Raw genomic sequence first — 14,063 nt, forward strand, 5'->3', positions numbered from 1 at the left:
GACCGATAGGGTGCGCCATTGTGCAGGTGGAGATACACGGCCACCGGGGGGCGCGGGGCCTGCGCCCGGAGAACACCCTCCCCGGCATGGCCTACACGCTGGAGCTCGGCGTACACGCGATCGAGCTCGACGTCACGCTGACCGCCGACCGCAAGCTCGTGCTGACCCACGATCTGACGGTCTCATCGGTGACCAGCACCGACACCGTCCCCGCGACGCCGGGCGACCCGGCGTTCCCCTACGTCGGCAAGCCCATCGGCTCCCTGTCGCTGGCCCAGTTGCGCACCCTCGACGTCGGCGTGCGCCGGCCGCCAGGGGGGTCCGACCGCTTCACCCGCACCCAGGTCCCGATCCCCGGCACCCGGATGCCCACCCTCGGCGCCGTCCTCGGCCTGGTCGGCGCGTACGGGGCCGACGGCGTGCGGCTGGACGTCGAGCTGAAGACCGACCCGACCCGGCCGGGCATCTCCCCCGACCCCCGCATGCTCACCGAAATGGTGGTCGCCGAGCTCGACCAGCACGACCGGCTCGACCGCTCGGCGATCCTCAGCTTCGACTGGAGCGTCCTGCGCGCCGCCGAAGGGCTGGTGTCCAGGCGGTTCGCGCTGGTCGAGCGGGACACGCTCACGCCCGCCTGGCTCGGCCTGCGCCACGACGAGGACTTCGGCGGCGACATCGCCGCGGCGGCGGCCTCCATCGGGGCCACCACCCTGTCGTGCCACCGCACCCTGGTCGACGAGACGCTCATGGGCCGCGCCGCGCGGGCCGGGCTGCCGGTCGTCGCGTGGACGGTCAACGAGACCGCCGAGGCGTCGCGGATGATCGACCTCGGGGTCGGCGGGATCGTCACCGACTACCCCGGCCGGATGCGCGAGCTGTGGGCGCAGCGCGGCCTGCCCCTCCCCGAGCCCGTCCCCGCCCTGCGCCCCGCCCCCGCCTGAACTCCCGGCCCCGCGTCCCGCCCTCGCCTGAACTCCCGTGCCCGGCGCGTCACGCCGGGAAATGGAGCGCACGCGGGAGTATCGTGCGGTGAACTGAAGTGGCGGCGTCGGCCGCGGGGCACCACACCGCCGAGTACGGGAGGTCACACCATGGTCGAGGAGCCGGGGATCTCGCGCTGGGCCACCGAGCGTTTCGGGGAGCGCGCCGCCTCGGTGCGCGGCCAGCTCGCCGCCTCGCTCCTGGAGGCGGCCGGCAACGCCCAGGACGCCCAGAAATCGTCCAGGAGCGACAAGCGGTACGCCTACGGCTCCACGCTGATGGCGCGCCGCTACGAGGCTCTGGTCGACGGCTTCAAGAACGACCCCGGGTTCCAGGTCGTGCGGCCGTACGGCTCGCCCCACCACCTGGTCGTGCTCGACGGCAACCTCATCCTGCCCTTCCGGTACGCCGAGGACGACACGACGCCGATCAGCGAGGCGCGGGTCAGCGACGGCCGGGTCTCCGCGCTCGTCCGCGAGCTGTTCACCCGCTTCGCCCCCGCCACCACCTACCACCAGGAAGTGCTGGACCTGGCCCTGGCCAGCGACGACGAGGAGACCCAGCTCGCCGAGCTGGCCGCGGCGCGCCCGCTGCTCGCGCAGCTTCCCGCCGACACCCGCCTCATCCCGGTCGCCTACGCCGCCAACGCGCAGGCGAGCCTGCTGAAGCTCTACTGGGGAGAGGCGGAGCTGCTGGACGACATGGGCAGGATCCACTGGACCCACGTCGAGCAGATCCCCCTGCTGACCGCCCTGCCGTGGGTCACTCAGGGCCTCCCGACCGCCGAGCCCGACATGGCGGGGCGTTTCGACCACGGCGCCGAGCCCGACCTCACCCTGGTCCGCCGCCCCGCGGTGGAGCGCGAGAATGCGAAGATCTTCCCTGTGCACAGCGAGTCCACCGACGAGTCACCGATCGCCGACGCCGATGAGCGACCGTAGAGACGACCGGTCCCAGATCCGCCTGTTCGATCCCGCCGGTGGCGGCACCGGGCGCGGGCCGAGCCCGCAGGCGGTGGCCGACGCCTTCGACCAGGCACGGCTGACCCAGGCGCGCCGGCTGGCCGGGATGACCAAGAAGGACCTCGCCGAACGGGTGGGCGTGACCCCGGCGGCGGTCGGGCAGTACGAGACGGGCATGACCCATCCCCGGCCCGACCTCATCCCCCGGCTGGCCGCCGCCCTCGCCGTCCCCCTGGCGTTCTTCCTGTCCGGCCGGCCGCACGCCAAGCTCGACGGGTCCATGGCGCACTTCCGCAGCCTGCGCTCCACCCGCGTCCACCAGCGGGCCAAGGCCGTCGCGTTCGTCGAGCAGGTCTGGGAGCTGACCCACGCCCTGGAGAAGCGCGTGCGGCTGCCGCACGTCGACCTGCCCGGGTTCTCCGGCGGCGAGGTGCACTCCGGGGTCGAGCTGCCGCGCGACCCGGCCGCCGCCGCCCGCGAGCTGCGCCGCCTATGGGGGCTCGGCACCGGGCCGATCGCGCACCTCGTCCGGCACATGGAGACCCGCGGCATCGTGGTGGTGCTGCCGCCGCCCGACGAGGACGCCACCACGGTCGACGCCTTCTCCACCTCGCAGCTCCCCCGGCCGATCGTCGTGCTGACCGCCAACCGGTTCGACGACATCCACCGCTACCGCTTCACCGCCGCCCACGAACTGGGCCATCTCGTGCTGCACGGCGACACCGCCGCCGGGGACGTCCAGCAGGAGCGTGAGGCCGACACCTTCGCCGCCGAGTTCCTCACCCCGCGCGAGAGCATCCTGCCCGAGCTGCCCCGGCGCCTGGACCTGCGCCGGCTGGTCGAGCTGAAGCACGCCTGGGGGGTGTCGGTCGACTCCCTGCTGTACCGCTGCCGCGAGGTGGGCCTGCTGTCGGACTCCTCGGCCAGCCGCGCGTACCAGCGGCTCGGCGCCCTGCGCGATCAGCCCGGGTTCGCGGGCGAGCCCATCACCGGCTACCCCGGGGAGCACCCCGTGCTGCTGCGCCAGGCGTTCGACCTGGCGGTCGACGAGACCGGCCTCACCATGGCGGCCCTGGCCGCCCAGCTCGCCTGGCCGATCCCCCGCGTACGCGCCCTGCTCGGGCTCCGCGACCAGCGCCCCAAGCTCCAGCTCGTCCCCTGAGTCGGGGCGGGTGAACTAGAGCCAGCTGTTGCGGCGGAAGCCCCGGTACAGGATCGAGCAGATGAGGAGCATGACGCCGATCACGGCGGGATAGCCCCAGATGGCGGACAGCTCGGGCATGTGGCTGAAGTTCATTCCATAGATGCCGGCGATCATCGTGGGCACCGAGATGATGGCCACCCACGCGGAGATCTTGCGCATGTCCTCGTTCGCCAGGGCGTTGGACCTGGCGAGGGCGGCCTGCAGGATCGAGTTGCACAGCTCGTTCGACGACTCCACCTGCTCGCACACCCGGGAGAGGTGGTCCACCACGTCGCGGAAGTACTCGCGCATCTCCGAGGGGATCATGCGGCGCTGCGGCAGGGCGCCCAGCGGGGTCTGGAGCGGCGTGACCGCGCGCTTCATCTCGATCATCTCGCGCTTGAGCTGGTAGATGCGGCCGATGTCGCGCGAGCTGACGTCGGCGAAGACGGCGGCCTCGACCTCCTCCAGCTCGGCCTGCATCAGGTCGGCCACCGAGAGGTACTTGTCCACGACGTGGTCGGCGATGGCGTGCAGCACGCCGGCCGGCCCGCGGGACAGCAGCTTGGGCTTGTCCTCGAGGCGCCCGCGGACCTCGGCGAGGGGGCAGTGCTCGCCGTGGCGCACGGTGACCACGAAGTCGGGGCCGACGAACACCATGATCTCGCCGCTGGCGATGATCTGGCTGGAGGCGGTCAGCTCGTCGTGGTCGAGGTAGGCGATGGTCTTCAGGACGACGAACAGGGAGTCGCCGTAGCGCTCGACCTTCGGCCGCTGGTGGGCCTTGATCGCGTCCTCGACCGCGAGGGGGTGCAGGCCGAAGACCTCGGCCAGCCACTCGACCTCGGGGGCCTCGGGCTCGTGCAGCCCCACCCACACGTAGGCGTTGCCCGTCTCGGAGGCGGCGTTGTGCTCGCGTACCAGGGTGACGGCCTCAGGGATGCCGGAGACGCGCACGCGCTTGCCGGCGACGTAGGCGCCGAACTCGACCAGCGAGTCGCTCGGCGGGACGCAGCGGCCGTTCATCGGGTCGCGGCGCAGGGAGCCGATCGACGCCGAGGGGCCGAGGCGTACGTGCGTGGTGCGGGGGTGCAGGTTGATCCGCTGGAAAAGCGTGGACGAGCGCATGGCGGCGGTCCCTTCCCGCCCGACCTCAGGGAACCAGCGCGCGGAAAGACAAGAGTGCGACGGAAGCCGCAGACAGGGGGCGCGTGACTCTCAGTCGGACACCGAATTGGAGTGGTCGGGTTTGCGCACGACGTACGTGCGCGAGCACGTACTGCTGGGATCACCAGAAGTCATCCCGATTCCACCTCCAATCGCCAGGACACAGGCCAAAGCCGCCCTAACTTATCACAGCCAGGGCTCAGCACCCAGCTTACATGCCCTTTAACCCGCTCGATCATCCCGGCGCCGGGCCGGTGCGCGCCCCCGTGCGTCGCAGGGCGTCCCACCTGCGCCGACCGCGCGGCCGTCCGGCGACCCCAGAGCCGACCCGTAGACTCCCCACGTGCGCGTTCTCGTGATTGGATCCGGCGGCCGTGAGCACGCCCTGTGCCGTGCCCTCGGGCTCGACCCCGCGGTGTCGGAGCTCCACTGTGCCCCAGGAAACGCCGGCATCGCCTCGGTGGCGACGGTGCATCCCGTCGTCCCCACCGACCCCGGGGAGGTCGCGTCGCTGGCCGTGCGGCTGGGCGCCGGGCTCGTCGTCGTCGGTCCCGAGGGGCCTCTGGTCGCGGGCGTCGCCGACGCCGTCCGCGCGGCGGGCGTCCCCTGCTTCGGGCCGTCCAAGGAGGCGGCCATGATCGAGGGGTCGAAGGCGTTCGCCAAGGACGTCATGGTCGCCGCCGGCGTGCCCACGGCCGGGGCGCGCGTGTGCGCGACCCCGGAGGAGGCCGCGGCGGCCCTCGACGCGTTCGGCCCCCCGTACGTCGTGAAGGACGACGGGCTCGCGGCCGGCAAGGGCGTCGTGGTGACCACCGACCGCGCCGAGGCACTGGCCCACGCGGCGGCCTGCGAGCGCGTGGTCGTGGAGGAGTTCCTCGACGGCCCCGAGGTGTCGCTGTTCGCCCTGTGCGACGGCACGACCGCCGTGCCGCTCCAGGCCGCGCAGGACTTCAAGCGGGCCTACGACGGCGACCAGGGCCCGAACACCGGCGGCATGGGCGCCTACACGCCGCTGGCGTGGGCGCCCGCCGGGCTGACCGAGCAGGTCATGGCCGAGGTCGTGCTGCCGACCGTCGCCGAGCTGGCGCGGCGCGGCACGCCGTACACCGGTGTGCTGTACGCCGGGCTGGCCCTGACGGCCGCCGGGCCGAGGGTCATCGAGTTCAACGCCCGGTTCGGCGACCCCGAGACCCAGGTGGTGCTCGACCGGTTGGAGACCCCGCTGGCCGGCCTGCTGCTCGCCTGCGCGACCGGCTCCCTGGCGGCCGAGCCCGCGCCGCGCTACCGCGACGGCGCGGCGGTGACCGTCGTCATCGCGGCGGAGAACTACCCCGCCGACCCGGTCAAGGGCGACCCCATCGAGGGCCTGGAGCCGTCCGCCAAGGACGCGTACGTGATCCACGCCGGCACCGCGCTCGACGGGCGCGGCCGGGTCGTGTCGGCCGGCGGGCGGGTGCTGAGCGTCGTCGGCACCGGCCCGGACGTCGCCTCGGCGCGCGCGGCGGCGTACGAGCAGGTCAGCCGCATCACGCTCCGCGGGTCCCACCACAGGTCCGACATCGCCGCCCAGACCGGGGCAGACGGATGATCGCGAAAAGGTAGCGCGGGACCCGGGACGCACGGTAAGCCGGGGCCAGAGGCGAACCCTGGAGGGCGTATGGCAGCCGACCCGGCCGTGCACGAAAGCGACACACGGGACGATGAGGACGCGCCCTACGAGGTGAGCAGAGAGGTGCAACGCTGGCCGGGCGTGTGGCGCGTCTACATCGCCGCCCGCAGCGAGGAGATCCTCGCCGACTCCGAGCGCTGCGTGGCGGCGCGGCCGGCCGAGCCGGGCCTGAAGGTGCTGCACCACGCGATCGAACGCCACCTCGCGCTGGCCGCCAAGTACTCCGGTGAACGCCAGGGCTGGCGGCGGTGGCTGACCGGGCAGGCGATCGAGGGCGCCTGGTCCAACGTGTTCGGCGCCACGATCCTGCTCTACGGGCTGCTCCCGGCGGGCGAGCTGAACGCCAGGGCGCCCGAGGTGCTCGCCACCGGACGCGCCTACCTCGCCGCCGACGACGCCCGGCTGACCCAGCTCGCGACCCGCGCCGCCGCCGGCGACATCGACGAGCGCGACCGTTCGCTGCTCATGTCGGTGCTGCGCGCCGGGTACAACGCGGCCTCGATCGAGAGCGGGCGGGTGCGCAGCTTCCGCAACATGCTGTTCGGCGGCGTGGTCATCCTCACGCTGATCGTCAGCGGGCTGATCGCCATCGGCGCGATCTGGCCGCAGGCGATCCCGATGTGCGGCAACGGGACGCTTCTCGCGAGCTTCGGCGCACGCCAGAACCAGGTGTGCCCGGCCGGCGCGAACGGCCCCACCGCCGGCGACGTGCCGCTGGTCGCGCTCATGGGGATGCTCGGCGCGGCGCTCGCCACCGCCGCCAGCCTGTCCACCCGCTCGGAGCTGTCCACGCGCTATTCCCTGGCGGTCGCCCAGAACCTGCTGAAGGCGCCCGCGGGAGTGGCGACGGCGATCGTCGGGCTGCTGATCCTGAACTCCGGGTTCGTCCCCGGGTTCGCCGGGCTCAGCTCCCAGACGTCGATATTGGTATGGGCGATGGTGTTCGGATACGCGCAACAGGTCGTCACGCGGTTCGTCGACCAGCGCGCCAACACCCTCCTGCACGCCGCCTCGCCCAACGCGCCGACCAGCCCGCCGTCGCGTTAAACGATCACGTGTTTTCCGGGCGGCACAGTGACGTCAAATTGGCCGGGCCATCATCCTGAAAGAGCTACTGTGGGCGGATAACTTTGCCGCCGTCCGCTTCCCAGGCGCGTCATTTCCCAGATTCCGAGGAGCCTCATCATATGGTTCGTTACCGCGTGCGCGGTGGCAACGCCCTGCGCGGAACCGCCTTCATCCAGGGAGCCAAGAACGCCGTGCTCCCGATGATCGGTGCGGCTCTGCTCGCCGCGGAGGGCCGTACGGTCCTGCGCAACGTGCCGATCATCGAAGACGTCCGCCGTGCCCTGGAGCTGGCCGAGACCGTGGGCGCCAAGGTGGAGCTGCACGAGGCCGAGCGCACTCTGGTCATCGACGCGTCCCGGCTCACCAGCCCGGTGCTGCCGGCCGAGATCGCCCGCCGGTTCCGCGGATCGGTGCTGTTCGTCCCCGCCCTGCTGCACCGCCTGGGCGAGGCCATCATCGAGGGCGTGGGCGGGTGCAACCTCGGCTCCCGCAACCTCGACTTCCACTACCTGGGATACAAGCGGCTCGGCGCCCTGGTCGACGAGGGCGAGAGCGTCATCCACGTCAAGGCCGCCGGGCTCACCGGCGCCCCGCTCTACCTCGACACGCCCTCCCACACGGGCACCGAGAACCTCATCATGGCGGCGGCCCTGGCCAAGGGCACCACGATCATCGAGAACGCCGCGCTGGAGCCGGAGGTGCTCGACGTCATCGACATGCTGACGAAGATGGGCGCCCGCATCAGCGGCGGCGGCACCGGCTTCATCACCGTCGAGGGCGTGGACGAGCTCACCGCCGTCGAGCACCGCGTCATGCCCGACCGGCTCGACGCCGGGGTGTTCGCGATGGCCGCCGCCATCACCGGCGGCGAGGTCAACCTCGTCGGCGCGTCCCTGGAGCACCTCGGGGTGGTCCGCTGGAAGCTGGAGCAGATGGGCGTCGAGTTCTCCACCGACGGCGCGGTGCTCAACGTGCGGCGCGACCGGCCGCTGCGGCCGATCAACGTCATCACCGACACCTACCCCGGCTTCGCCACCGACCTGCAGTCGCCGATCATGACGGTCGCCTCGCTGGCCGACGGCGCCAGCTACATCCACGAGCGCATCTTCGACGGACGCTTCGCCCTGGCGGGCGAGCTCAACAAGATGGGCGCCCACATCGAGGTCGAGGGCAGCCGCGCGGTCGTCCACGGACCCACGCCGCTGACGGGCACGGACGTCACCGCGCACGACCTGCGCTCCGGGATCGCGCTGATCCTGGCGGGCCTGGCGGCGGGCGGCGAGACCGTCGTCTCCCCCGGATATCTCATCGACCGCGGCCACCACGACCTCGCAGCGCGCATGAAGGCGCTGGGAGGCGATGTGGTAAGAGAGATTTCCTCTAGCTCGTGACTGTGCCCGTAAACCGCCTCTGACCTGTTCGTATATCCATATCTGCCATGCCTGATGGGCATAGGCCACTGGTATTCCGGCAAATCCGGGCGTGACATTAGTGCCTCGGCGAGCGATCGTTCCAAAGAGGACTAGACCGGATGGGAGACGAACCCAAGCCGGGAACGCCGCGTGCCGCCTTACGGCGAGCCCCGCGACGGCCCCGGCGAGGTGGACTCGACCAGTGGATTTCGAGAGGTGGCCACGCTTGGCGCGCCGCCGGGCCGTACATAGGGCCCGGGGACCCGCTCGGTGGGGTGGCCTCGACCAGAGGGTATGGCGGGATGGGACGAACATTGGTCGAGAGGGCCGAAGATACACCGCGAGGGGCACGCGTAGGCGCGTCCGCCCCGGACCTGACAATCGGGGTGGTGGGACCCCACGACCTGGTCGAACGAGTGATGCTCATGGGGCACGCGGCGGCCCCGGTCCCGTGCAGGCTGGTGGCCGCGGCCTACCGGGACGAGCAGGAGGCCGCGGACAAGGTGGTGCGCCTCGGGCCGGGCGTGGACGCCTGCCTGTTCGCCAGCCCGGTGCCGTACGAGCTGGCCAGGCGGTCGGGCGTGCTGACGATCCCCGCGACGTACGTGCAGCTCGGCGGGCCGGCCCTCACGGCGGCACTGGCCCGGGCGGCGCTCGACGAGCGCATCGACCCGCGGCGGGTCAGCGTCGACGTGCTCAGCCGGTCCGACGTCGAGGAGGCCTACGCCGACCTCGGCCTGCCGGCGGGCGGGGTACAGACCAGGGAGGAACCAGGCGCCACGGGCACGATCGCGGCCTACCACGAGCGCCTGATCCGGCAGGGCACCACCACCGGCGCCCTGACCTGCCTTCCACAGGTGGCCGACCGGCTCACCGCGGCGGGGGTGCCGACCGTGCGCGTGCGGCCCACCTCGGCGGCGGTCCGCACGGCGCTGCACACCGCGGCGCTGCTCGGGGCGCACCACCGGCTGGAGGAGTCACAGCTCACCGTGGTCCTGATCGAGGTGCCCACCTTACGCGAGCCCGTACGGCGTGCGGCACCGAGATACTGGCGTGACGAACTGAGGTTGTCACTGCACCGCCTGCTGGTGCAGGAGGCCAATCGGATGAACGCCGCCGTATGGGCGATCGACGACCACAGCTACCTGGTGACGGCGACGCGGGGCTCGATGGCCACCGCGACCGACGGCTTCCGGGTCCTGCCGTTCGCGGCCCGGATCCGCGACGACCTCGGGCTGGCGGTGGAGGTCGGCGTGGGCATGGGCCGTACCACCCACGACGCCGAGACGCACGCCAGGGCCGCCCTGGCGCGCACCCAGGCGGGCAAGCAGCCCCAGGGCTTCGCGGTGGACCGCGAGGGCCGCACGCTGGTCCCCGCGCCCCGGATGCCTCCCCAGGCGCCCGGGCAGGGCAGGCCGAAGGGCGTGGAGGTGCTGGCACGGCTGGCCGCCAAGCTGGACGGCGGCGACACCATAGTGGACGCGGAGAGCGCCGGGCGCATGCTCGGAGTGACTCCCCGCACGGCTCGGCGCCTGCTGCGCACGCTGGTTGACGAGGGACTCGCGTGGCCGCTACCGCCGAACCGCACACCCCAGCCCGGCCGTCCACGGCAGTTGTACCGCCTGATCGTCGAGAAGCTCGGCCCGCGCTAGCGGCTCGCCGGACGGGTCATCCGTGTGGGGCGGGTGGCCCGCCTGGACGGTCTTCGGGCCGGGGCGGATCGCATGGGCGGGGCAACGCTAGGAACGCGGGGGCGGTCGCCGGGCGGACGCAAATCGATTGGCGTCGCCGGGGACGCGGCCTCGGCGGGCCGCGGGTCGTGGAAGGCTCCCAGTTGGGAGCGTGGGGCGGGTTGTCCACAGCCTGTGGACAACCCGAACTAGCACGGCCGGACGATACTCGGCCTGATTAGATGCCGAAATGAAATGTTCGACCCTCTAGGGAGGACTAGTTATCCACACCATGTGGACAAACCTGTGATCGTACGGCGAAGGGGGTATTTCACAGTCTGAAACTCGCGAGCGCCCCTCAAGGGCGGGCCGATAGTGTCATTAGTCATGGGGCAGAATACTCATGGCATCAAGGTCTGGTCGGCGCTGGCGGCCGTGTACGTCGTCTGGGGTTCGACCTACCTCGGCATCATGATCACGATCGAGACGATTCCGGCGATGCTGGGTGCGGGACTGCGCTTCGTCGCGGCCGCCATCATCCTCGGCACCGTGCTCGTGCTCCGCCGGGGGGCCGGGGTGTTCCGCATGACCCGCCGGGAGTTCCTCGGCGCGGGCCTGGCCGGCGTCCTGCTGCTCACGACCGGGAACGGCATGGTGGCCCTCGCCGAGCAGCGCATCTCCTCCGGCCTCGCCTCGCTCCTGGTGGCCTCGGTGCCGCTCTGGCTCGTGATCTTCCGCGTGGCCGCCCGCGACCGCCCCCGCCCGCTCACCCTGGCCGGGGTCCTCGTCGGGTTCGCCGGCGTGGCCGGGCTCTCCCTGACCGGCGGCACCTCCTCCAGCACTGCGGGCGTCGTGATCATCCTGATCGGGTCGCTGTCCTGGGCCATCGGCTCCTTCCTGCCCGGGCGCCTCGCCATGCCCAAGGACCCCTTCGTGGCCGGCACGGTGGAGATGGCCGTCGGCGGCGCCGGGCTCCTGCTGGGCGGCGCCGTCACCGGCGAGCGCATGAACCTCACCGCCGCCAGCGGCGCCTCCTGGCTCGCGCTGCTCTACCTGATCCTGATCGGCTCGCTGGTCGGCTTCACCTCGTACGTGTGGCTGCTCGGCAACGCCCCCATCTCCCTGGTCTCCACCTACGCCTACGTCAACCCGGTCGTGGCCGTCCTGCTCGGCGTCGCCGTCCTCAGCGAACGCGTGACCTCCCAAATGGTCGTCGCCGGCCTCGTCATCATCATCGGCGTCGCCCTCGTCGTCTCCACCGAACGCAAATCCCACAACGACGACAGCACCACCACGCCCGAAAAAGGCGCTCCGCCCGATCTCCTGAGCGCTCGTCTCCCACTCACCCACGAACCCCGGCCAATCGGACAGCAACGGGCTCCTCAATAAGGTGCTCCGCACGATTCCCTTGAACGCTCCGCCGACAAGCCCACATCGCCTCTTCACCCCCGGCTCCCGCATACCCACCCACTCAGGGCGACCGGACAGCAGCGCGCGCGTACTTCTCAAAGGTGCTCCGCACGATTTTCTTGAACGCTCCGCCGACGAGCACTCGGAGGCCGGTGTCAGTCGTCCAGATGGAAGCGGTCGCTCATTCGGCGTAGCCTCTCGCGGAGTACCGTTCTCTCCGCGTACACGATCCTGCGCAGCGTCGCGCGTGCGATCGGGTGGTTGCGGATCAGCTGGGGCGCGATGCGTTCGGCCTCCTCCAGTTCCTCCAGCGCCTTGGCACGGTTGCCGTCCCACAGGTACGCCTGTGCCAGGTCCATCCGGTGGTGTCCTCGACGGGAGGCGGGCAGCGCCGCGATGGCGGTCGTCCCCACCTCACGATTGAGAGCGAGGGCACGGCGCTGGTCGTTCGCGTCCAGGGCGACGGAGACAGCGTGGACGAGCACGTTCCCAGTGGAGAACGTCAGCGAGTAGATCGCGAACGCCTCCTCGCGCTCCCGGCCGTCCGACGTCTCCGCCAGGGCCCGCGCTTCGCGGAGCAGGTCCGGCAGCTCTCGCATGATCGCGGTGTTGTTCGCCTCGTCCCGTAGGCGATGCAGTGTCGCCATGTGCCGCCAGAGCGACGGCGACGGCCGGGGCGGCCCGTCGAAGACCGGCGCGAGGTCGTACCGGCGCAGTTCACGCACGATCATCGCGGCGGCCACCTGCCACTGGTTGTGCGCGGCGGACCCGGTGAACGGGCGTTCGATCAGGTCGTTGGGGTGGACGTGAAGTGCGGCGGCGACCTCGTTGACCAGCCCGGCGCGGTCCAGTTCGATGCGCCCGCGCTCCACCTTCGAGACCCAGCCCTGCGTGCGCTTCAACCGCGCCGCGAAGTCCGCCTGGGTCAGGCCGAGCCGAAGCCGCGCCCGTTTGATCCGCCGACCGATGCTCTCGCTCTCCTCCAGCACGGTCATGCCTCCCTTGGCCGGATGCCAGTGCGGGCGTGCCGCGCACGTTCGTGCGTCGAGGTCGCCATCGGTCTGGCCGTTTCCCTCAGACGGTACCGGTGCTCTGGCGCGTGAACAGGGGTCTGAGGGTCCGAAGTCGGATACATGTGGCTGCGAAGGGGACGGCCGTGCGTGGGCGGAGGGTCGCCTGGGAAAAAGCGCGCCGAAGGCACGATTCACGTGAACGGGGCGCTTTGGCTTCCTATCACGTGATCGGGTGCTTGTGGCTTCTACAGTTCGGTGCGGAAGGCTTGGGCGGCGGTGAGGAAGGTGTCGTTGGCGTCGGGGGAGCCGATGGAGACGCGGGCGCCCTCGGCTCCGAAGGGGCGGACGGCGACGCCGTCGACGGCGCAGCGGTCGGCGAACTCGCCGGTGTGGTCGCCGAGCCGCAGCCAGACGAAGTTGGCCTCGCTCGGCGGTACGGCCCAGCCCTGGCCGAGCAGGGTCTCGCGGACGCGGGTGCGTTCCTTGACGACCGCCTCGACCCGTTCCAGCAGCTCGTCCTCGGCGGCCAGGGACGCGATGGCGGCGGCCTGCGCGATGGCGTTGACGGCGAAGGGGACCGTCGTCTTGCGTACGGCCGAGGCCACCGGCTCGTGGGCGATCAGGTAGCCGACCCGCAGGCCGGCCAGGCCGTACGCCTTGGAGAAGGTGCGCAGGACGGCGACGTTGGGCCGGTCGGGGTACAGGCCGAGGCCGTCGGGGACGTCGACGTCGCGGACGTACTCGCGGTAGGCCTCGTCCAGCACGACCAGCACGTCCTCGGGGACCTGGTCGAGGAACACGGTGAGCTCTTCCGAGCGGTTGGCGGTGCCCGTCGGGTTGTTCGGGTTGCACACGAAGATCATGCGGGTGGCGGGGGTGATCGCCGCCGCCATCGCCTGGAGGTCGTGGGTCTCGTCGGTGAGCGGGACCCGTACCGAGGTCACTCCCGCGAGGTCGGCGAGGAGAGGATAGGCCTCGAAGGACCGCCAGGCGTAGATGACCTCGGCGCCCGGCTCGCTCACGGCCTCGAAGAGCTGCTGGGCGACGGTCACCGAACCGGCCCCGAGGGCGAGGTGTTCGCGGGGGACCTTGTAGCGCTCGGCGAGCGCGTCGGTCAGCGCGGCGGAGGCGGGGTCGGGGTAGCGGTGCATCTCCCTGGCGGCGGTGGCCACCGCCTCGACCACGGAGGGCAGCGGGTCGTAGGGGCACTCGTTGGACGACAGCTTGAACGACCGGCCGTCGGCGGAGACCACGGCCTTCCCCGCACGGTAGGCGGGCAACTCATCGAGAATCCGACGGAAACGCGGCATGCCCCAACCTTATGACGGACCCGCCCCCTCCTCACACGCGCGAGGTGATCCAGAAGCGAGCACCATCCGGCCAGACGGCCCTGGTTCCTATCGCCAGTGCTCACCGGCATGACCGCCGTACGGGGCGCCGATTTCGCCGTACTCCTTCCCACCGCGTCGGCGCCCATTGCTGAAGCATCCAGGCGGAGAGGGGTGAGTGCCGGGCGGACGGGGGGTGG

11 protein-coding genes are annotated in these 14,063 nt (G+C 71.5%); 8 read left to right on the forward strand and 3 right to left on the reverse strand.

Features of this window, described 5'->3' with window-relative positions; genetic code table 11:
• Positions 1-20 precede the first annotated feature (20 nt).
• The 3 genes from NYZ98_RS30590 to NYZ98_RS30600 all read left to right on the forward strand — a co-directional run bounded on the left by NYZ98_RS30590 (position 21) and on the right by NYZ98_RS30600 (position 3,105).
• Positions 21-941 (forward strand): glycerophosphodiester phosphodiesterase family protein, encoded by a 921-nt coding sequence (locus NYZ98_RS30590; protein ID WP_262847049.1) that lies wholly within the window; start codon positions 21-23, stop codon positions 939-941.
• A 150-nt stretch (positions 942-1,091) separates the two neighbouring features.
• Entirely contained in the window at positions 1,092-1,922 is an 831-nt protein-coding gene (locus NYZ98_RS30595) for a hypothetical protein (protein WP_262847050.1), read from the forward strand.
• Entirely contained in the window at positions 1,909-3,105 is a 1,197-nt protein-coding gene (locus NYZ98_RS30600) for an XRE family transcriptional regulator (protein ID WP_262847051.1), read from the forward strand. Before NYZ98_RS30595 ends, NYZ98_RS30600 begins: the two co-directional genes overlap by 14 nt.
• 15 nt (positions 3,106-3,120) lie before the next feature.
• Here the strand turns inward: NYZ98_RS30600 and corA are convergent, their stop codons facing one another.
• Positions 3,121-4,254 carry a magnesium/cobalt transporter CorA gene (gene corA, locus NYZ98_RS30605; RefSeq protein ID WP_262847052.1) on the reverse strand — a complete coding sequence of 378 codons (1,134 nt, stop codon included), beginning with the start codon at positions 4,252-4,254 and terminating at the stop codon, positions 3,121-3,123.
• 382 nt (positions 4,255-4,636) lie between these two features.
• Here corA and purD point away from each other — a divergent pair, with 382 nt between their 5' ends.
• The 5 genes from purD (at position 4,637) to NYZ98_RS30630 (ending at position 11,501) form a co-directional block, all read left to right on the forward strand.
• Positions 4,637-5,881 (forward strand): phosphoribosylamine--glycine ligase, encoded by a 1,245-nt coding sequence (gene purD, locus NYZ98_RS30610; protein ID WP_262847053.1) that lies wholly within the window; start codon positions 4,637-4,639, stop codon positions 5,879-5,881.
• 69 nt (positions 5,882-5,950) lie between these two features.
• Positions 5,951-7,009, forward strand: coding sequence for a hypothetical protein (locus NYZ98_RS30615; RefSeq protein WP_262847054.1), 1,059 nt, complete (start codon positions 5,951-5,953; stop codon positions 7,007-7,009).
• Between the two features lie 140 nt (positions 7,010-7,149).
• Positions 7,150-8,421, forward strand: a complete 1,272-nt coding sequence (murA, locus tag NYZ98_RS30620; RefSeq protein WP_262847055.1) for a UDP-N-acetylglucosamine 1-carboxyvinyltransferase — start codon at positions 7,150-7,152, stop codon at positions 8,419-8,421.
• Positions 8,422-8,846: 425 nt separating this feature from the next.
• Complete coding sequence (locus NYZ98_RS30625) at positions 8,847-10,094, forward strand: transcriptional regulator (RefSeq protein WP_380708532.1); 1,248 nt, start codon at positions 8,847-8,849, stop codon at positions 10,092-10,094.
• 405 nt (positions 10,095-10,499) lie between these two features.
• A complete protein-coding gene (locus NYZ98_RS30630) occupies positions 10,500-11,501 on the forward strand; it encodes an EamA family transporter (protein ID WP_262847056.1) in 1,002 nt (333 codons plus the stop codon).
• A 176-nt stretch (positions 11,502-11,677) separates the two neighbouring features.
• On the opposite strand, the gene NYZ98_RS30635 is transcribed toward NYZ98_RS30630, so the two are convergent.
• Both NYZ98_RS30635 and hisC read right to left on the reverse strand, forming a co-directional pair.
• Positions 11,678-12,517 (reverse strand): helix-turn-helix domain-containing protein, encoded by an 840-nt coding sequence (locus NYZ98_RS30635; protein ID WP_262847057.1) that lies wholly within the window; start codon positions 12,515-12,517, stop codon positions 11,678-11,680.
• 263 nt (positions 12,518-12,780) lie between these two features.
• The gene (hisC, locus tag NYZ98_RS30640; RefSeq protein WP_262847058.1) at positions 12,781-13,845 is read right to left on the reverse strand and encodes a histidinol-phosphate transaminase; all 1,065 of its coding nucleotides are present in this window, start codon (positions 13,843-13,845) and stop codon (positions 12,781-12,783) included.
• Positions 13,846-14,063 lie beyond the last annotated feature (218 nt).

It is taken from the genome of Sphaerisporangium corydalis (assembly GCF_025506355.1).
GTDB classification, from domain to species: domain Bacteria; phylum Actinomycetota; class Actinomycetes; order Streptosporangiales; family Streptosporangiaceae; genus Sphaerisporangium; species Sphaerisporangium corydalis.

What these genes read in the sequence shown, in the direction of transcription:
- NYZ98_RS30630 (WP_262847056.1), top strand. Translation starts at nt 10,500, where the DNA reads ATGGGGCAGAATACTCATGGCATCAAGGTCTGGTCGGCGCTGGCGGCC.
- NYZ98_RS30595 (WP_262847050.1), top strand. Translation starts at nt 1,092, where the DNA reads ATGGTCGAGGAGCCGGGGATCTCGCGCTGGGCCACCGAGCGTTTCGGG.
- NYZ98_RS30615 (WP_262847054.1), top strand. Translation starts at nt 5,951, where the DNA reads ATGGCAGCCGACCCGGCCGTGCACGAAAGCGACACACGGGACGATGAG.
- corA (WP_262847052.1), bottom strand. Translation starts at nt 4,254, where the DNA reads ATGCGCTCGTCCACGCTTTTCCAGCGGATCAACCTGCACCCCCGCACC.
- hisC (WP_262847058.1), bottom strand. Translation starts at nt 13,845, where the DNA reads ATGCCGCGTTTCCGTCGGATTCTCGATGAGTTGCCCGCCTACCGTGCG.
- NYZ98_RS30635 (WP_262847057.1), bottom strand. Translation starts at nt 12,517, where the DNA reads ATGACCGTGCTGGAGGAGAGCGAGAGCATCGGTCGGCGGATCAAACGG.
- murA (WP_262847055.1), top strand. Translation starts at nt 7,150, where the DNA reads ATGGTTCGTTACCGCGTGCGCGGTGGCAACGCCCTGCGCGGAACCGCC.
- NYZ98_RS30600 (WP_262847051.1), top strand. Translation starts at nt 1,909, where the DNA reads ATGAGCGACCGTAGAGACGACCGGTCCCAGATCCGCCTGTTCGATCCC.